Annotated in this window: 16 protein-coding genes and 3 pseudogenes; 10 read left to right on the forward strand and 9 right to left on the reverse strand. The window is 37.1% G+C overall.

Features of this window, described 5'->3' with window-relative positions; translation table 11 throughout:
* Positions 1–7 precede the first annotated feature (7 nt).
* From mreC to H3Z85_08390, 5 genes are all read left to right on the forward strand, one after another.
* On the forward strand, positions 8–862 hold the full coding sequence (mreC, locus tag H3Z85_08370; GenBank protein ID QPQ53339.1) for a rod shape-determining protein MreC: 855 nt from the start codon (positions 8–10) through the stop codon (positions 860–862).
* Positions 855–1361 carry a rod shape-determining protein MreD gene (locus H3Z85_08375; protein QPQ53340.1) on the forward strand — a complete coding sequence of 169 codons (507 nt, stop codon included), beginning with the start codon at positions 855–857 and terminating at the stop codon, positions 1359–1361. The genes mreC and H3Z85_08375 overlap by 8 nt, the downstream gene beginning before the upstream one ends.
* Positions 1358–3403: a peptidoglycan glycosyltransferase gene (locus H3Z85_08380; GenBank protein ID QPQ53341.1), complete on the forward strand. Its 2046-nt coding sequence runs from the start codon at positions 1358–1360 to the stop codon at positions 3401–3403. Before H3Z85_08375 ends, H3Z85_08380 begins: the two co-directional genes overlap by 4 nt.
* A complete protein-coding gene (gene rodA, locus H3Z85_08385; GenBank protein QPQ53342.1) occupies positions 3400–4629 on the forward strand; it encodes a rod shape-determining protein RodA in 1230 nt (409 codons plus the stop codon). Before H3Z85_08380 ends, rodA begins: the two co-directional genes overlap by 4 nt.
* Positions 4630–4730: 101 nt before the next feature.
* A complete protein-coding gene (locus H3Z85_08390) occupies positions 4731–5309 on the forward strand; it encodes a pentapeptide repeat-containing protein (GenBank protein ID QPQ53343.1) in 579 nt (192 codons plus the stop codon).
* A gap of 270 nt (positions 5310–5579) precedes the next feature.
* Here H3Z85_08390 and H3Z85_08395 read toward each other — a convergent pair whose 3' ends face one another.
* A complete protein-coding gene (locus H3Z85_08395; protein QPQ53344.1) occupies positions 5580–6290 on the reverse strand; it encodes a C40 family peptidase in 711 nt (236 codons plus the stop codon).
* Positions 6291–6777: 487 nt separating this feature from the next.
* Positions 6778–8972, reverse strand: a pseudogene (locus H3Z85_08400) (glutamine synthetase III).
* A gap of 305 nt (positions 8973–9277) precedes the next feature.
* Between H3Z85_08400 and H3Z85_08405 the strand changes: the two are divergent.
* The 5 genes and pseudogenes from H3Z85_08405 to H3Z85_08425 all read left to right on the forward strand — a co-directional run bounded on the left by H3Z85_08405 (position 9278) and on the right by H3Z85_08425 (position 15070).
* Positions 9278–10968: pseudogene (locus H3Z85_08405) on the forward strand (hypothetical protein).
* A 135-nt stretch (positions 10969–11103) separates the two neighbouring features.
* Complete coding sequence (locus H3Z85_08410) at positions 11104–11574, forward strand: DUF1572 domain-containing protein (protein QPQ53345.1); 471 nt, start codon at positions 11104–11106, stop codon at positions 11572–11574.
* A gap of 191 nt (positions 11575–11765) precedes the next feature.
* Positions 11766–13604: a M1 family metallopeptidase gene (locus tag H3Z85_08415; protein QPQ53346.1), complete on the forward strand. Its 1839-nt coding sequence runs from the start codon at positions 11766–11768 to the stop codon at positions 13602–13604.
* A 102-nt stretch (positions 13605–13706) separates the two neighbouring features.
* Entirely contained in the window at positions 13707–14465 is a 759-nt protein-coding gene (locus tag H3Z85_08420; protein ID QPQ53347.1) for a type III pantothenate kinase, read from the forward strand.
* A 71-nt stretch (positions 14466–14536) separates the two neighbouring features.
* Positions 14537–15070, forward strand: coding sequence for a GNAT family N-acetyltransferase (locus H3Z85_08425; protein ID QPQ53348.1), 534 nt, complete (start codon positions 14537–14539; stop codon positions 15068–15070).
* Between the two features lie 115 nt (positions 15071–15185).
* On the opposite strand, the gene H3Z85_08430 is transcribed toward H3Z85_08425, so the two are convergent.
* The 7 genes and pseudogenes from H3Z85_08430 to H3Z85_08460 all read right to left on the reverse strand — a co-directional run bounded on the left by H3Z85_08430 (position 15186) and on the right by H3Z85_08460 (position 19634).
* The gene (locus H3Z85_08430) at positions 15186–15617 is read right to left on the reverse strand and encodes a nucleoside deaminase (protein QPQ53349.1); all 432 of its coding nucleotides are present in this window, start codon (positions 15615–15617) and stop codon (positions 15186–15188) included.
* Positions 15617–16116: pseudogene (locus H3Z85_08435) on the reverse strand (hypothetical protein). Before H3Z85_08435 ends, H3Z85_08430 begins: the two are co-directional and overlap by 1 nt.
* Before the next feature lie 162 nt (positions 16117–16278).
* Entirely contained in the window at positions 16279–17199 is a 921-nt protein-coding gene (locus H3Z85_08440; GenBank protein ID QPQ53350.1) for a WYL domain-containing protein, read from the reverse strand.
* A 265-nt stretch (positions 17200–17464) separates the two neighbouring features.
* A complete protein-coding gene (locus H3Z85_08445) occupies positions 17465–17635 on the reverse strand; it encodes a hypothetical protein (protein QPQ53351.1) in 171 nt (56 codons plus the stop codon).
* Positions 17636–17743: 108 nt separating this feature from the next.
* Positions 17744–18298 carry a hypothetical protein gene (locus H3Z85_08450; GenBank protein QPQ53352.1) on the reverse strand — a complete coding sequence of 185 codons (555 nt, stop codon included), beginning with the start codon at positions 18296–18298 and terminating at the stop codon, positions 17744–17746.
* Positions 18299–18301: 3 nt separating this feature from the next.
* The gene (locus H3Z85_08455) at positions 18302–18985 is read right to left on the reverse strand and encodes a hypothetical protein (GenBank protein ID QPQ53353.1); all 684 of its coding nucleotides are present in this window, start codon (positions 18983–18985) and stop codon (positions 18302–18304) included.
* Between the two features lie 73 nt (positions 18986–19058).
* Positions 19059–19634 carry a DUF2589 domain-containing protein gene (locus tag H3Z85_08460; GenBank protein ID QPQ53354.1) on the reverse strand — a complete coding sequence of 192 codons (576 nt, stop codon included), beginning with the start codon at positions 19632–19634 and terminating at the stop codon, positions 19059–19061.
* Positions 19635–19745 lie beyond the last annotated feature (111 nt).

Below are 19745 nucleotides of genomic sequence, written 5' to 3' on the forward strand. Positions count from 1 at the left end.
TATCTGAATGGGATTTTTGCTGAGATTATTTTCGAAGAACACTCTTTTCGTCTTCTTTATATTCCTGCAAATTATTGCTTTGGTTCTGATATTCTCCAGAAATGCGATGCAGAGATCATGGATCGCAGGGCAAACTGCTGCGCTGAATTCCTGGATTTCGGGATACATCGATGAAGGAGTTTCTTATCTGAAGCTAAAACAGATCAATGAAGATCTTGTTATTCAGAATAAAGCCCTTATGACTCAGCTTTACGGGAAGGAAGGGGCCAAAAACCCTGCCTTCAGAAAAGTTCATGATACCATAGGAGGCGGTCAGATTTATACTTTTGTTGACGGAGAAATTGTTTTCAACAGTATCAACAGGAGAAACAATTATTTTACAATAAACCGCGGCCGTAGAGATGGCGTCTTCCCGCAAATGGGAGTAATGGCACCAAGAGGTATTGCGGGAATTGTCATTAATTCTACAGACAGCTACGCACTAGTTCAGTCTGTATTGAGTGTAAACAAAATCAGGATTAATGCTGCACTTAAAAACTCAGGATACTTTGGAACATTAACATGGAACGGAGATAACTCCAGGGTGATGCATCTTGCAGATATTCCAAAATATGTTGCTTTAAAAGTAGGAGACAGCGTAATAACCGACGGAAAATCAGCCATCTTCCCTAAAGGGGTGATGATTGGTACTGTGGCCGGATATTCTGTAGATAACAAAACCGGTTTCTGGGATATCTCAGTGGAACTGAGTGAGAAAATGGGGGCGTTGAGTAAAGTATTTGTAGTGAAGAACCTTAAAAAAGCAGAAGTGCAAAAGATTCAGGATACACTACAGACTGTAATAAAAAAAGAAAATGATTAGCAGGACTTTATTTACCGATATATTGATTATGATATTTCTTGTTGCATTACAAATATTTGTATTGAACAGGATTACTCTTTTTGGAAAATATACCCCGGTATTGTATCCTGTCTTCGTTATGTTCTATCCATTTTTCAGAAATAAATTCCAGTTTCTGGCTTTAAGTTTCCTGATAGGATTATCTATCGACGGATTCCTTTATTCCTGGGGTATTAATGCATTTGCCACCACGTTAATTGCTTATTTCAGAACATTGATATTCAGGACGTCTACCGATACCTCAACAGATTTCTTTTCCTTTCAGTCCCTTCAATGGGCGCAGTTTTTGCTGTTTTTATTTTCAAGTATTTTTCTGCACCAGCTTTTAGTACAATATATCGAATTCTTTAAGTTGAGCAGATTTTTTGAAATATTATTTAATGTGTTGGTGACTAGTGTAATTTCATTTATATTTATTGTCATTTACGCATTAATATTTAAAATCAAACAAAAAGTTTGAACACACGTTATTTAAAAATCTTTTCCGTACTTGTTGTTATCGCCCTTATTTTTATAGCGAGGCTTTCGTATTTACAATTGTTTACAGATCGTTATGCACTGAATGCAGCCAATACTTCCATTAAAATTGAGTATGTAATTCCTCAGCGTGGAGTTATTTTTGACAGGAATGGGAAGATCATGGTAGGAAATCAGCCAGCCTATGAAATTTCTTTTACCCAGGCTTTAATGAAACCGGACTTTGATACTCTTGGCTTTTGCAGCTTAATGAAAATCAGTAAATCGGATTTTATTAACAAGATCAACGTCATTAAAAAAGAAAAATATTATTCTAAGCTGACTCCCATGACTTTTTTAAAGGATCTCAGCAGAGAAGATATTGCCAGGGTACAGGAGATTATTTTCAAATATCCTGCTTTTAACATTGTCCAAAGACCTCAGCGCCAATATGAAGTTTCTACTTCCGGAAACCTTCTAGGATACACCAGCGAGGTCAACGAAAGAGAGATCAAAAAAGATTCTTTGTACTATCTGCCCGGAGACTTTATCGGGAAAACCGGAATAGAGAAATCTTACGAAAAAGAACTTCGTGGGGTAAAAGGAATGAAGTATATCCAAAAAGATATCAAGCTCCGAAATATCGGATCTTATAAAAACGGATCTCTGGATAAGGATGTCATTACCGGTAAAGATATTACATTAACTATTGATTATGATCTTCAGAGAACTGCTGAAGAAATGCTTGTCAACAAACATGGTGCAATCGTAGCGATTGACCCTAATAACGGGGAAGTGCTGGTTGCTGCTACAGGTCCGGATATTGACCCGAACCTTTTTACCGGTCCTAATAAATCCAAAAACCTATATGCGCTTTCAAAAGATACGCTTTACGAAAATAAACCGACTTTTGATCGTTCCTTACAGGCAGGATATCCTCCGGGATCAACCTTCAAATTGTTGACTGCTTTAGCCGCTATGCAAATGGGGGTGATGGATGAAAAGACAGTTTTCCCTTGTGGCGGAGGATTTTTTTACAAAGGAAAAAGAATTAAAGGGCATGGTGGTGCTGATCCGCTTATCCCTTCCATTCAGGTTTCCAGTAACTGCTTCTTTACATATGCATTTATTGCCATCATTAAAAAATATCCAGGCAATCCTTCAAAAGGGGTTGATGAATGGAAGAAAATCATGAGCAGCTTTGGAGTAGGGGAATTCTTAAATAACGATTTCGCAGTAGGTGCTAAGGGAAGAATTCCTTCAGGAGATTTTTACGAAAAAAGGTTTAAAGCCATCATGAAGGCAAGTGGTTCTCAAAGAACAGATTTTAAGAATTGGGATGAAATGTCAACCGGAGCTATTTATAACGGAATGGGGCAGGGAGATGTTTTGGTAACTCCTATTCAATTGGCCAATTATGTGGCTGCTATTGCTAATAAAGGATGGTATTATACGCCTCATATCGTAAAAGGAATCGATGGGAAACCCAATCCGGATCCAAGATTTAAGGTTAAACATAAAACTCTCGTTGATCCCAAACATTTTGAACCTGTTTTAAAGGGAATGGAGGCCGTGGTGTTGAGAGGAACAGCAAGAGGATTGAAATCCAATGATTTTACCCAATTAGCAAAAACCGGTACAGCACAGGTGCCGCAAGGAAAGGATAATTCTATTTTTGTGTTAATCGCTCCGGCTGATAAACCCAAAATTGTTGTGGTTGCAGTGATGGAACACGCAGGATTCGGAGCTACATGGGCCGGCCCGGCATGTACAGTGATTGCCGAAAAATATATTACCGGTGATCTGAAAAGAGAAAACCTGTATAAAAAAATGATCACTTCAAGCTTTATGCCTGAATACAAACGGCAATGGATTGCTGACTTGAAGCGTAAGGGACTCTACAAGGATCCAAAACCTGATTCAATTAAACAAAAAAGAATAAAAGATAGTCTTGATCGCGTAAAGCAAGAAAAAGCTAAACTCCAAAAGAAATTAGAAGAAGGAACTAAAAATACTAACACTGCTAAAAAACCTGTAAAGCGATGAAATGGACAGAAGGAATAGATAAACTGGGCCTTGGGCTGTACTTCCTGCTTTGCATTTTCGCGATTGCAAATATTTACAGTGTTGACCAGAAATTGGGAGAAAAGCAATTCATGTTCTTTTGTATCTCTCTCATTGTAGGATTGGTGATCTTTTTAGGAAGAAGTAAATTCTTCGAAAATATGTCAGGGATCATCTATATTGGTGGTGTACTGCTGTTGATTGGACTTTTTCCTTTCGGAAAAGAAATTCTCGGCCAAAAAAACTGGTATAAATTCGGAAGCTTTACCATGCAGCCCGTGGAATTTGCAAAAATAGGAACCGCATTAATGCTCGCCAATTACGTTTCAGGACCTGATTTTAATCTGAAAAACAGAAAATCTCTGCTGACTGCTCTTGCCATCATCGGCATTCCGGCAGTAGTCGTTCTTGCTATTCCTGATGTAGGGTCGATGCTTGTATTTATTGCATTTTTTATCGCCCTGTACAGAGAAGGGTTAAGTGGTTTTTTATTCGGGTTAGGTTTTATTTTTGCCGCAGTATTTCTTATTTCACTTGCAATTCCTCCGGTATATGTTGCCGGTGCTGTGGTATTAATTGCCGGTGTTTTGATTGCCATGAATTACCACAGAATGTCCTGGGATGTCATTTCTATTTCCGGAATTTCCGGCTCTATTCTTATATTGTGTGGGCTCGCATTTGCTTCTCCTTACATTTTGGAGAAACTTCCCAAGCACCAGAGAGAGAGAATTGAAGTTCTTTATAAAGGTGAAAAAGCCTTTAGAGATACTTCAGGGTACAATTTATTATATTCTAAAACAGCTATCGGATCAGGTGGTCTTTGGGGAAAAGGATACCGTGAAGGTTCCGTTACTCAGGGTAAGTTTGTTCCTGAGCAGCAGACTGACTACATTTTCTGTGCGGTAGGTGAAGAATGGGGATTTGCAGGAAGTGCTCTTTTGGTCTTGGCCTATATGGTATATATCGGAAGAATCTATTACTTGGCTGAGCAGCAGAAATCTACTTTTAACCGTGTATTTGGCTATTGTTTTGCCTCGATTCTATTGATGCACTTTTCTATCAACCTTGGGATGGTCATGGGACTTTTCCCAACGGTAGGGATTCCTTTGCCGTATTTTAGTTATGGAGGAAGCTCACTGCTTGCCTTCTCGATGATGACTTTTATTTTCTTTAAGCTTAATTATTCGGATAAAAATAGCTTGGTGTAATTTATAGCGGAAAGAACATTACAGAGTCGAAAATCATCCGGTTTATTTTTAATGTAAAATATTAATGGAAATAAGGTTATTTCAGCAAATAACACTATTCAATGAAAGAGGTATATATTTTAGATCAGAACTATGGAAATACAGATTTTGAAAGATATCCTTTACAAAAAGGCGAGTATGAAAACTGCACTTTCAAAAACTGTAATTTTGAATATGGAAACCTTTCGGGCTTCAGTTTTATAGACTGTGAATTCATCGGATGCAACCTCAGCATGGCAAAACTTATTAATGCAGCCTTTAGAGATGTGTTTTTTAAAGAATGTAAAATGTTTGGCCTTCAGTTTAATGATTGTAATGGCTTTGGCCTATCCTTTAAGTTTGACGGATGTTTGCTCAATAACTCTGTATTTTATCAAACATCTATTAAGAAAACTGTTTTCACAAACTCTAAATTGATTGAGGTGGACTTCACAGAATGTGACCTGTCAAATTCAGTTTTCAGCGGATGTGATTTTTCGGGGGCTGTTTTTGACAATACTGGCCTTGAAAAGACAGATTTCAGGACTTCATTCAATTATTGCATTGATCCTGTCTTAAATAGGCTTAAAAAGGCTAAATTTTCCCTTTCTGAAGTGCATGGCCTGCTATATAAAATCGATATAGAGATCGACAGAGATTAGAAGTCATCAAGACATCAAGCTTGAAATACAGGGTGCAGTTTTACAAAAACGAAAATAAGCTGGTTTATTTTTTACCACATAGACCGATAGAATATAAGCCTATGTGTCTATGTGGTTATAAAACCTATATTCTTTTAATACGTATTTTTATCTAAAAAATTCTGTCTTTACATTCCGGAATATAAACTGTTTTGGTTTTCGCTCGATATATGAAAATAAAAAAGCCATCAAAACTGATGGCTTCATTATTTAAATCAATTATTTATAAAATTAAAAATTTGCTGGTGTAGCTGGAGTGATCGCTGCTAAGTTGTTGTAAGCTTCTCCGTCTTCGTTGATCACTCTTTTGGCGAATCTGTATTTAGGTCCCCAATAAGAGTCATTCAGTGAAGAGATCATTACTCCTTTTGATGTCGCTGCGTGGATAAATTTAACCTCACCCTCTTCAGTAACACTTTCTACAATACCTACGTGAGAAATTCTTCTTCCATGAGAAAAGAAGATCAAATCTCCTTTCTGTAGGCTTCCTTTTTCAATTCTTTCTCCTTCCTGAGCCTGAGAAGCAGCTACTCTTGGTAAGCTAAGCCCCGCAGCAGCCCCGAATACAGAAAGAACAAAAGCTGAACAATCTATACCGTTTCTTGTTGTTCCTCCGTATCTGTAAGGAGTTCCAAGGTATGTTTCAGCTTCAGTAAGGATACCGTCAATCGTTTTATTATGTTTGATTGCTTTGGCAATCTCAGAATTCTTAATTGCTTTTTTAGCATTAGCTATAGATGCCGCTTTTTCAGCAAGGAAAGAGTCGATAAGTCTCTGCTTATCCTGCTCCATTTTTTTGTTATCTATAGAAGCTAGTTTGGCATCTGTTTTGTATTCTTTAGTGTAAGTTGCTGGTTTTGAAACTACATAATTGGTAGCACACGATTGCATTGATACGGTAGTAACTATAGCAACTAAATAAAACAAAACTCTTTTCTTCATATATATTTGATTATCCGTGTTAAAAGGAATATTTATTTTCAAAAGCATTACAAAAGTAGAGATTCCGATTAAAAGACCCCTGATATGATTATTGTCAGGATCTTATTTTAACACATTTTAACATATTATTTACGTATGTTAAAGAAAAATAAACCGCAACAGCCATTTTTTGGCAAGTCTGCGGTTTTTTTTTATTAAGATTCTTTAACAAAATCTATCGATTTTCTTCTATAAATCATGATTTCAAATGTAAAACTCTAATTTTCAAGGGTGTTAAAAAAATAAAACAAATGCCTGATAAACTGGTTGTTGGTGGGCTTTTAACGGTTGTTTTACATCCATTCCGAAATGATAAGTCTTCTTTATGGATATGATATGGACGAAGACCATAATCATTAACAAAAATTCTTCTTGCTAAATGGACAGATATAAAAAATTCCCCGGCAAAAAACCGGGGAATTTAAACTAATATGGAACTATACAGATGTTATTTGGTGAACAACATTTCTCTGTATTTTGTCATTGGCCAAAGTTCATCATCCACCATCATTTCCAATGCATCAGAAGCTTCTCTGATCCCGTCGAATAATGGTTTTACTTTGTTACAATAGTCTTCTGCCTGCTTTTGACTGTCTGATACACCTCTTGCAGCTTCTCTGGCTTTGATAAGGCCTTCAACACCTAATTTAATTTTAGACACATTTTCAGAAATGTCGGTAATCAAACTCATTTGTTCTTTTGCCAAAGGCTTGAATTCTTTATCTCCAAAGATTTCCTTAAGACCTTTTACGTTTTCAATTAACCTGTTCTGATAATTTAAAGCTGAAGGAATAATATGATTTCTTGCAATGTCGCTTAAAACTCTTGCTTCAATATCAATAACCGTAGAGTATTTTTCTAATTTGATTTCGTTTCTTGCTTCAACTTCTCTGTGGTTGAAAATTCCCATCTCTTCATAAAGATCCAGGAATTTTTTATCCATTTCCTGTTTAAGAGCTTCCGGAGTTGTTTTAAGGTTGTTCAATCCTCTTTTCTTAGCCTCTTTTGCCCAGTCATCAGAATATCCGTCTCCTTCAAACATAATGCTCTTAGACTGCTTGATGTATTCTCTCAAGACGTTAAAGATTGCTTCGTCTTTCTTCAATCCTCCTTCGATAAGAGCATCTACTTCTTTTTTAAAGTCGTTCAGCTGTTTTGCAGCAATTGTATTCATTACCGTCATAGATTCTGCACAGTTTGCAGAAGATCCTACCGCTCTGATCTCAAATTTATTTCCTGTAAACGCAAATGGAGAAGTTCTGTTTCTATCCGTATTATCTAGTAAGATTTCCGGGATTTTTCCAACAACGTTTAATTTTAATTCTGTTTTTTCTTCCGGAGATAATTTCCCGTTGGTTACTTTTTCAAGCTCTTCCAAAACACTGAATAACTGGCTTCCGATAAACACAGAAATAATTGCGGGTGGTGCTTCGTTAGCTCCCAATCTGTGGTCGTTGCTTGCAGATGCAATACTTGCTCTTAAAAGGTCAGCATATTCATGTACAGCCTTAATTGTATTCACGAAGAATGTTAAGAACTGTAAGTTTTTCTTTGGATTTTTTCCGGGACTTAATAAGTTTTCTCCGGTATCGGTAGCTAGAGACCAGTTGTTGTGCTTTCCGCTTCCGTTTACTCCTGCAAATGGCTTTTCGTGGAATAAGATATGGAAGTGGTGCTTGTGAGCTACTCTTGCCATGATATCCATCAATAAAGAGTTGTGGTCTACAGCAACGTTTACTTCCTCAAACATCGGTGCCAACTCAAACTGATTTGGAGCAACCTCGTTATGTCTTGTCGTTGCAGGGATACCCAATTTCATACATTCGATCTCCAGTTCTTTCATGAAGTTCATGACCCTTGTAGGAATGGATCCGAAGTAGTGGTCATCCAACTGCTGTCCTTTTGCAGGAGAATGTCCCAGCAAAGTTTTACCCGTTAATACAAGGTCCGGACGTGATTGGTATAACGCGGAATCAACCAGGAAGTATTCTTGCTCCCAACCTAAAGTAGGAGTTACTTTTGTTACATTTTTATCAAAATACTGCATTACACTTGTTGCAGCTTCATCTACTGCATTCAAAGCTCTTAATAAAGGAGCTTTGTAGTCAAGAGTTTCTCCCGTATAAGAAATAAAGATCGATGGAATACATAATGTAGTTCCCATGATAAAAGCCGGAGATGTAGGATCCCATGCTGTGTATCCTCTTGCTTCAAAAGTATTTCTGATTCCTCCGTTCGGGAAAGAAGAGGCATCCGGCTCTTGTTGGATCAGCATATTTCCGCTGAATCTTTCAATCGCTCTTCCCCCTTCAATAGGAGTGAAAAAGAATCGTGTTTTTCTGCTGTCGTTCCTGTCAAAGGCTGAAACCAGTGAGTATAGTGGGTTACCCCTTTGCTCATTGCCCAGTCTTTCATTGCTACAGCTACCTGGTCTGCAATGTGTCTCTGGATTTTAGTTCCTTTTTTAATGGCATCCATGATGGAGCCAAATGCTTCCTTCGTTAAATATTCTCTCATGGTTTCTTCTGAGAAAACATTCGTACAGAATAGTTCTGATAATTTTGCAGGGACCTCAACAGAGTTGTCTTTTCTGAAATCCTTAAATGGTAGTGTTTCTAATGCTTTGAATCTTAAGGTTGACATATTGGGTTTATTTTGATAGGGCAAATTTACAAAAAAAATGAATCGAAATCATTTTGACCCTAAAAAATTTAGGGGTGTTATGAAAATTTATATAATTTAAACAATTGTTTGGTCTTTTTTTAACAGGGGTATTTTGTGAATTAATTCTAAAATATGAATATGTAGCAGCAATTTGGCGGGGGTCATCGAACGCAAATACATTTTTTGTTATTGATTGCCGGAATCCTGTGCGATTAAGCTACTTATTAAAAGATAGTTAAAATAAAATGGGCAAAGATTTTGTATATTTGTGTGAAATTTATTTTATGACAAATTCTAGAGCAAGAGAAACAACAGAGGCTATTGAAAGACTATACATCTCTATGAGACATTTATTTTATAGAGGATTTTTCAAGCCGGGGGGTGTTTCAGGAGAAAGTATCAGAAGTTTGTTAAAAACCATCAATCCGGAAATTTACGGAACCATGAATATTCCGAATAAATTGGAACTTGACGGGTTGATGTATGTTTTAGACAGGCTTCCGGAAGGGATTGAGGAATGTGCTTTTATTCATCTTACATCTGATGAAGGGTTTGATAAAGGAAGTTTCGAACCTATTGTTCCGAAAAAAAGAAGAAGAAACTGTTATAGAATAGACGAGCACCAGATGAATATTGAAGTTCTTTTGGGCCGTTCGGAGATTTATGACATTCTTACCCACCTTACCTTTTTATTTATAGAAGCGGATAAAATCCGTAATCTGGCTTTCATTCAGGATGAAAACTGGAAACCGACACGTGCTTTCAAAATTATTGAAGAAGTGGTGAAAGGTGAGAAAAATTCAGTAGAAGAGAAAAAGAAGTGGCACTTATCCATCTTTCATCTTTAATCGGAAGATCTTTTGATGAAACATTAAGGGCTTATAATACTTTTGGAGATGATCATAATCCTGACCGTCTGTTTAAAATCATCTATAACTTAGGAAAAGTAAGCCTTGATGATGCCAAAGGGTCAAGAGAAAGAGAAATTTATTTCAGTGCTATATTAAAAGAAAGAGTAGGGCATCACTATTTTGGTGAAAAATGGGCACATAAAGTGAAGGAGGTTTTATTCGAAAATGACCTTCATATGCGTCCTTTGCATATTATCTCTGCCAATATGCATTCTGTGAAAAATATGCTGTATGCTAATAATGCTCTTAAAAAGAAACAGCATCATGAAGTTGACTATAAATTGTATGAAGAGATTTCGAACAAAAAAGAACTTCGTGACAAGGTATTAAAATATGCGTTGGATGAAGGAATGATCCATATTGCTGATAAGAGTGGAAGTAATATTGATGTTCAGATCATTGATCTCAGCAAAACCGATTTGAAGAATACTCCGTTTGCTGATGCTAAATTTGGAGGTGATGATGTGCTGCTGGTATTTGATTATGCTTTCGGTGAGCAGGCTTTTGAGGTAATGGACGAACTTCTAAGACCTTTTGAGCATAAAGGCGAAGTCTATATGATGAAAGTAAAGTCTGTTTCAATCATGGGAAAAGCAGGAATTCTCACCGGAGAAAAAGGAGATATTATGATTCCAACCTCTCATATCTTTGAAGGTACAGCTGATAACTATCCGTTTGAAAATGCATTACAACTTGACGATTTCCAGGATGATGAGCTAAAAGCTTTTGAAGGACCTATGATTACGGTGCTGGGAACTTCACTGCAAAACAGAGATATTTTATCTTACTTCATGAACACATCATGGAAGGCCATTGGTCTCGAAATGGAAGGAGCTCACTACCAGAAGGCTATTCAGGTTGCTTCTAAAATCAGACACCATATTTCACCGGATTTGTTTGTCATGTATGCTTATTACGCTTCGGATAATCCATTGGAAACAGGAAGTACTCTTTCTTCGGGAGGTTTAGGATTAACAGGGGTGAAACCTACCTATCTTATTACGTTAAGAATTCTTGAAAAGATATTAAGATGCGGAAAGAAAGAAGTTTCTGTAAAGAAATAGTTTTACTTTCCATTGAAAATATAAGTCTCAGATGAATTTACATCTGAGACTTTTTTTTCTTCTTAGCAAGGGTAAAACCATGACAAGGAGAAAACGGTTCAGAATGTGTATCTTGAAACAATAAAAAACTTATCTATGAATTCAGCTTCACAATTATCAAAAAGATTCAGGGAAGTGTTGCTTGATGGGCTGTGGATTGCCAATACTAATTTTAAAGATCAGCTTTCAGATGTGACCTGGCAGCAGGCTGTGACAAAGATTGATTCTTTAAATACAATTGCGATGCTCACTTTCCACATCGACTATTATATTGCAGGAATTGTGCATGTCTTTGAAGGTGGAGAACTTGAAATAAAAGATAAGTTCAGTTTTGATCTTCCTGCCATAGATTCCCAGATACAATGGGATGACCTGCGGAATAAGCTTTGGGTGGATTCTGAGAAATTTGCCTCCTTATTGGAACAGATGCCGGATTCCAAACTTGATGAGGTATTTGTAGATGAAAAATACGGAACCTATCAAAGAAATATTGAAGGAATGATTGAGCACAGTTACTATCACCTTGGCCAGATTACTTTGATTAAAAAGCTAGTAAAAAACGTCTGAAAAAAGACGAAACACCTTTGAAAAGAGGTTAAAGTGCTCCTTGTCACGGTTGCAAAGCTTGACAAGGAGCTCATTTAACAATCCTGATTAAAACGCATCTAAAACCATATTAAACAGAACAAAATCTTCAGATAACTCTAATTTGAAGGTCTTGTTTAAATTACCTACCTTTAAAAAAAATAAAATTTTAAATGAGAAAATCGGCTGCAATCATTTTTGCGTTTATCATTTCACAATTTCAGGCTCAGCAAGGAGCTTATTATCAGCAGGCTGCGAAGTACAAGATGGATATTGATGTCAATGCTGAAAAATTTACCTATCAGGGAAAACAGACCTTGGAATACACCAACAACTCACCGGATCAGTTGAATGTGGTTTATTTCCATCTCTACTGGAATGCTTTTAAACCTAATTCCATGATGGATCAGAGAGTATCTTCCCAAGGGAAAAATGGTGACGGAAGGTTGCAGAAAAATGGGATTTCAACGCTTTCTTCCATTCCAAAGGATCAGGAAGGAGCTCAAAATATTCACTGGATTAAGCAAAATGGGAAAAATCTGAAATTTGAAGTTCAGGAAACCATTATGAAAGTATACCTGGCAGAACCGATCAAACCAAATTCTACCACGACATTTACCATGGACTGGGATGCAGTGATTCCTCAGCAGATCAGAAGAAGCGGAAGAAATAACAGGGAAGGAGTAGATATGACCATGACCCAATGGTATCCGAAAATTGCAGAATACGATTATGATGGTTGGGCCACTTTTGATTATCTGGGAAGAGAATTTCACGCACCGTTTTCAGATTTTGATGTTAATATTAAAATCAACAAAGATTATGTAGTAGGGGCGGGAGGTATTCTTGAAAATCCTGCAGATGTAAAGGGTTATGATGCCAATGCTAAAATTAAAGCAGAAAAAGATAAAAAGGTGACCTGGAAATGGACGGCAAAAAATATTCTTGATTTTGCCTGGAGTGCAGACAAAGATTATTCTGTGGAAAGCTTCAATGTTCCGGAAGGCCCCAAGGTATATCTCGTGTATCAGAAAAATGATAAAACGAAGGCATGGGGTGAGGCTCAGCCTTATATTACAAAATATTTCCAGATCATGAATTCTCATTTCGGAAAATATGTTTATCCGACTTATGCATTTATTCAAGGTGGAGACGGTGGTATGGAGTATGGAATGTGTACCATGATTTTAGGAGAAGCCAAAAGTATCAAAGACCTGATGGGCTTAATGGCTCATGAAGGATGTCATTCTTGGTATCAGCAGATGCTGGCAACCAATGAATCTGTACGCCCGTGGATGGATGAAGGCTTTACAAGCTATGCAGAGGGCTACACCATGCACCAGTTGTTCCCGGAACAATTGCCGAATCCTTTTGTTGAAAGGCTGGATGCCTACAGAAACTTCGTTAAAAAAGGGATTGAAGAACCTGCCGTGTGGTTAGGGGATCATCACGATAACGGAACAGCTTATACCTATGCATCTTATGTAAAAGGAGAATTGTACCTGGTGCAATTAGGATATATAATGGGTGAGCAGAATCTTGCTGAAACATTGAAACAATATTATGATCAATGGAGCATGAAACACCCTTCGGACAGAGATTTTCTTCATATTGCCCAGAAAGTTTCAGGAATGGATCTGAAATGGTTCCATAATTATTGGATTAACACTACCAAAACGATTGATTACGGGATTAAAGATGTGAAGTACGATGCAAAATCTACAACGATCACTTTGGTGAATAACGGGCAGGTACCTATGCCGGTTGATTTCAGTGTGATGACTGCAGATAAGAAAGTCGTAACCTATCAGATCCCATTGAATATGACCCATACATGGAAAGAAAAAGATATCTATGGAGAATTTAAAACAATGCCTTATTGGCCATGGACGCAGAAAGAATATACTTTAACTATTCCTTACACAAAATCCCAATTGTCTTTGTTGGGGATAGATTTCAGCCAGAGAATTGCAGATGTGAATATGGCGGATAACTTTGTAGAGGTAAAGTAAAACGATAAACATATAGATAAAAGGAGTATTTTGAAAGTACTCCTTTTATTTTTTATAAATTTGGATGAAAATTTTTTCATACCATAGCCTGTTAAAATATAAATGAATTCAATTGTAATAAACGTAGGGAACAGCAATATCAGATTTGGTCTTTTTAACGGAGACAACTGTGACATTTCATGGGTGATCAATACCAAACCCTACAGAACCGCAGATGAACTGTATGTTCAGATGCTGATGCTTTACCAGACCTATAAAATTGAGCCTAAAGAAATTGATAAAGTGATTATCGGATCAGTGGTACCCCAGCTTACCAAAGTGATGAGCTCAGGTATTAAAAAAATCCACGGAATCGCTCCTGTTATTGTTGACAGAAATACACCTTCAGCAGTACAAGCAAAATCAAAACAAATGGGGACGGATATTTATGCCAACCTTGTAGCGGCTCATAATCTCTATCCGGACAGAAAAAAAATTGTTATTGACTTTGGAACGGCCCTTACAGCTAGCTGTGTCGCTGAAACAGGGGAAACACTGGGAGTTATTATCGCTCCGGGAATTGTTACTTCTTTAAATTCTCTGATTCATCAAACCGCTCAACTTCCGGATATTGAGCTTAAAAAACCCAAATCCGTTCTCGGGCTGGATACGGTAACCTGCATGCAAAGCGGTATGGTATATGGCTTTCTGGGAATGGTAGAAGGTTTTGTCAACCGTATCAATGATGAGGTGAATGACGATTGCTTTGTGGTTGCAACAGGTGGTGTTTCCCATGTGTATAAGCCTTTGACAGATAAAATCCATGTGATGGACAGGCTTCATACGCTTAAAGGACTGTATTTTCTCGGAAAAGACCTGTAATATCTTAGGCGTGCACAGAGGATAGCAATTGTATTGAACCTTTATCCTTATTTCAACTTTAATCTTTATCAATGGAAAATTTTCCCATATTAAAAACAGAAAGACTAATCCTTTCCCAGCTGGAAGAAAAAGATATTCCTTTCATCGTTGAATTTCTTCAGCATAGAATCTATTCTGATTTTACATCCAATATTCCTTATCCTTACACGGAAAATGACGCTCAGTCATGGGTGAAAATGGCTCAGGAAGCTTTTGAGGAAAATTCAGGATATACTTTTGGTATCAGAAATAAAAACGGGCAGATTATGGGAGCTATCGGTCTTCATGACCGCGAAGATGATAAAGCAGAATTGGGATACTGGATAGGAATTCCCTACTGGAATAAAGGATATGTCACGGAAGCTGCTAATGCCATCTTAGAATTTGGATTTAAAAAACTGGGCTTCAACAAAATTTTTGCAACCCATCTTCCACATAATCCTGCTTCAGGTAAAATCATGGAGAAGATCGGAATGGAGAAAGAAGCCGTTTTAAAACAAGAGGTGAAAAAAGACGCAGAATATTTTGATCTTATCCTGTATTCTATTTTTAAAAACGAACATTAATTCCCGGGCGTAACACTACCTTGGCATACAAAACAAAAATCAGAGATCAATACATTGATCTCTGATTTTTTTTATGAGATGATTTTCAGAATCTGTCGTGGAAATGCTGAAAAAGTTATCTTTTACTTTTAAAAAATTCTTTAACGATAGAGGAGCATTCTGTTTCCATTATACCCGTTACAAGTTCCGTTTTCGGATGTAAAGAAAGGTGTTTGTTGATAAAACCCCTCTGTTCGTCCCTTGCTCCGATTACTACTTTGGATATCTGTGACCAGGAAAGAGCTCCGGAACACATTACGCAGGGCTCCATGGTAACATACAGAGTACAATCTTTTAAATATTTTCCTCCCAGAAAATTGGCGGCAGAGGTGATGGCCTGCATTTCTGCATGCGCAGTTACATCATTCAGTGTTTCTGTGAGATTGTGGGCTCTTGCAATAATCCGATTATTGGAAACAACCACACATCCGATAGGAACCTCATCTTTTTCCAGGGCGGCTTCTGCTTCCTGCAGGGCCATTTTCATATAATATTCGTCGGTAAACATTAGTCTGCCATTGTTAAAGTTAAAGGAAGATTGAACTGAAACCTTGCGGGATCCCCTTGGGCTAAAGCCGGAACAAATTTCTCGGAAATGGAGTATAAAGCAATTTCAGCCTGCCTGTTAAAAGTAAAATTATCACCCTTGGCATGGACATTGGTAATCGTTCCGTCTTTTTCTACAATAAAAGCAACACTCGTTTTTACTGTTTTTATATCAGAATGTACACCATTCACATATAAAAGATCTGCCACTTCCTGCCTTAGCGTATTGATGCCTCCGGGATAATTCGGGGCTGATTCAACTACCGAAGGGCCGGTGTAGGCTTCTTTTTTAACGACTGCAGATCTTCCAGATTCCGGACTTTTAACAGGGCTCCAATCAGGGCCGTATTCTCGATACTGTCCATTTTTTTCATAAAAAAGAGAAAATCTCCTTTGATACTTGCCTTTCTGAAGGTATTGGTTTCTGCATCAAATTTCTTTTTAAACTCAGTATTCAGCATACTCCGATGCTGATTGTAATAGTTTTTTACAAGCCTGAATTCTTCTTTCTGCTGGGATAAACAGAAGGAAGAAATGATTGAACATATACAAATAAACAGAACTTTCAATGCAGTATATTTATGTAAATGTACTTAAAAAATATGATATCCGGTTATTTCTGATCAGCTTTCAAGATAACGGTTTAAGGATTCCTGAAGATGGGTACGGATGTCATCAACTAAACATTTAGGTTCTAAAACAGTTACTTCCTTTCCGTAAGATAAGATCTCCTGCATAAAGTCATAAGTAGGATGAAGAAAGAATTCAAAATAAATCTCTTCGGTCGTTTCCTTGGTCTCTTTTTGGGATTGATGAAGAGGGAAGCTCCTGATATATTCTCCCTGATGACGACTACACTTTAATACAATTTTTTCAGGTTTTTGCTCCGTAAGATTCATCACTCCGAAAGCGTTTTTGAAATGCTCCCTGAAATTGTAATTATATTTTTCCCTGAATTTGCTTTTGTCTACATCCAGATAATTGATTCTGTCTAATCCAAAAGATTTTAATGCTTTATCTTTGGTGTCAATCGCAATCAGGTACCATCTGTCCTTTGATTCTTTCAGAGCTAGAGGATGAACTTTGCGGGAAGTCATCAGCTTGTTCTTGTAATTGTAATGTTCAAAAGTAACGACTCTTTTGTTACGGATAGCAAAAAACAGATCGTAAAAGTGTTCCACTCCTGTTGGTTTTCGGCTTTCAAAGAAAATAAAATCTGAAAAGTCAGGATGAAGATTCAATGCATTACTTACCTGGAAAGACTCCAACAATTTTTGATTGTATTCATCCACTTCCATGATCGGACGGCTTTCGATATAGTAACGGTTGTCTCCTTTTTTCTTATTATGAATAGACAGGTTAAAAAGATCAGAAATCTCACGGATATCCCTCTGCAAGGTACGGATAGAGTAGCTCTTGATGTCCGCATCCTGAAATTCAAAAGAGTTTAACAGATAGCTCTCCAGCTGTGAATAGGTAGCCGGAGAACTTTCCAATCTTTTTATAATTAAGGCATATCTTGTCAGGTAAAAATCTTTTTTCATGATCTAATTTTATACAACAAATATATGGGCTTAATACGACAAAACGTGTCGTGTTTTATTTTTTGTCGAACTTATTCTTCAGAAATTTACGTGGATTTCAAAAATTATATAAAATAAAAAACCATTTCCTTTGAAATGGTTTCAACACAGGCCCCTGGCTGTCCGCTATTTTTGTGAATGGTGATTCAGAGTGATATGAAGATTCTGAAAATGGTTATTAGTTTTTGGTGCGGAAAGCCTAGGAGCCGGATGTGTTTTACTGTATTTACAAGGTGTCTTCTTCAAGAATATCATTCTCAAAATCCTCCCTGAAAAAGTGTTCAATGTCGTCGAGATAGTTTTCATAGTCCATCTCCGCATTTTCAATGTCTCCCCATTCTATAGTATAAGGGATTTCATCGAAGATGATATCTGAATTGTGATTGGTGGTTTCCATATTTGAGATTGGGTGTTATTTTTTTGATTTTTTCTATTTCAAAAGTAGCGTTGGGAAGCGACAAAACTCGACGTATTAAAATACTTTTCAAAAGAGTGAGATCGTTTTTTAAGAAAAATCCTTAATGTCTATTTCATCTGCCATGAGCATGATAATATCCAGTTCAGAAAGCATTGATTTGAGTTTTACCCCTCCGATTTTTAAATCATTATCAGCAAGGATATACCACCAGATTCTTTGAATGAAATCTTCAAATTTCACTTCGGATGTATAGGTGAGTGCTTTTGTCTGAGATACTAATGCCAGTAACTGCCTGGCGATGTCTCTGCATTCATCCATTTTCCTTTCTTGGGGCAATAATACATTCAGAACGCAGTTTTGGGCATCATACAATAGATTGGCAGTGATTTTAAGTTGGTTTTTTTTGGCGTTAAAACCTCTTTCAGTACTAATTTTCCCTGCAAGAATCTTACTTCTGAATCCTGCCATTTCAGAAACTTCGCTGATGGTGTTGGCAGATAGAATGTCTTCTACAGCCTTTATCCAGGATACAGTTTTTTCAACAAAAAGAGGATCTTTTTTTCCCAAAGACGAAACTATTTCCGGAAAAGCCTGCAGTTGTTCTTTTAATTGTGAGACTAAGATAAATTGAGACTTTTTCATACTTTATTCGGGAATCAAAGTTTCTACAATATTTCCATTGATATCTTCATACCGTGACCATTCCATACCGGCTTCGCTCACACTCATTTTGGCGAAAATCAAGCATTTGACATCAAGCTGCATCAATTTGCTGGCTTCAACGATAATTTCCTGATCTTCAATTTTTTCAATGACTCTTTTGGTCTCAAGAATAAGCCTGTTGGAAATGCTTTTATAAAAAGTGTCAGGATTTACATATTTCCAGCTGAAATTGGAAAGCGACTTGCAAAACTCTACAGTGACTTTTGATATAGGCTCAAGGTATGAAATCTGATCAATGGTTAGGGTTGGGGTATTTTCATCTCTGATCTTTGTCAGAATATCATGATATGCCGGTTCCTGCTTGATAAGAAACTCTTTTAAACTCTGATCACTTTTAAGGTCTGTGGCGTCATAATCTGTTTTCGCAACTTTGATAATTTCATCATACATAAAATCTCTGAAAATCATTTTAGGTGAATTTCCGGCTGTAGCAAAGGGGATGGTAAGATCAACACTGCCTACTTTCATCCTCGGAATAGAAAAATGTTTTAATAAATCATCCTGTGCATATTCTTTGGCTATTTGGACCGTTTGTAAATCTGTCATTTTTCTTGCTTCAGCAATTTCTGAGACAATGCCTCCCAAATATTCTCGTAATTTTGGCATAATAAGTTCTTTTTGGTGAATAAAAAATTGTTTAAAATGGATGGCTGCCCAGGCAACCATCCAAAAAAGGTTATTAAGGAGTTACCGGAGCTGCTGTAGCAACAATAGCGTCTTCCAGCATGTCCATAATTCTCGCAAGCCCTGCAGGTAATTCATCATTGACAGCTTTTACATGTACTCCTAAAGTGTATGTTTTTTCTGTGGTTGATGTGCTTGAAGTAGTCTTTTTATAAGATGCAGAAGCGTTGAATTTAACTTTCCAAAATTTGGCACTTAAAGAAGCACTTCCCTGAAACTCGCTGGAAACATTCTGAGTTTCTACTGAATTTAATTTTGCATTAAAGTCAATGGTCATTTCATCAATTCTTAAAGCCGGAATCGTGAGCATAGAAAGTAGCGGAACACTTAAAGTAACCTGAGACTGCACAGGGGTTTCATTGCCCTGAGCAGGATTTGGTACTGTTTTTTTGTATACAAAATCTACGTATCTGAGCTTTGATGTAGCTCCGGTTCCTTCAAAACCAACTTCTTTAATGAAATTTACCTGTGACATAGAAGCGTCATGCTGTGCCTTAATAGCGGCCTGCATAGGACCTCCGATGTAAACGCTGAAATCTAAACTGTTTAATTCTTGGACTAAATTTGCCATAATTCTAAAATTTTAAGGTTATTAATTGGTTAATATGATAGTTGTGCTAGCAGACTATATGTAATTGGGTAATAGATATCCTGTTTCAGTATGAGATCACTGAAGAATAAT

The organism is Chryseobacterium indologenes, from assembly GCA_016025055.1.
Taxonomy (GTDB): Bacteria; Bacteroidota; Bacteroidia; order Flavobacteriales; family Weeksellaceae; genus Chryseobacterium; species Chryseobacterium indologenes.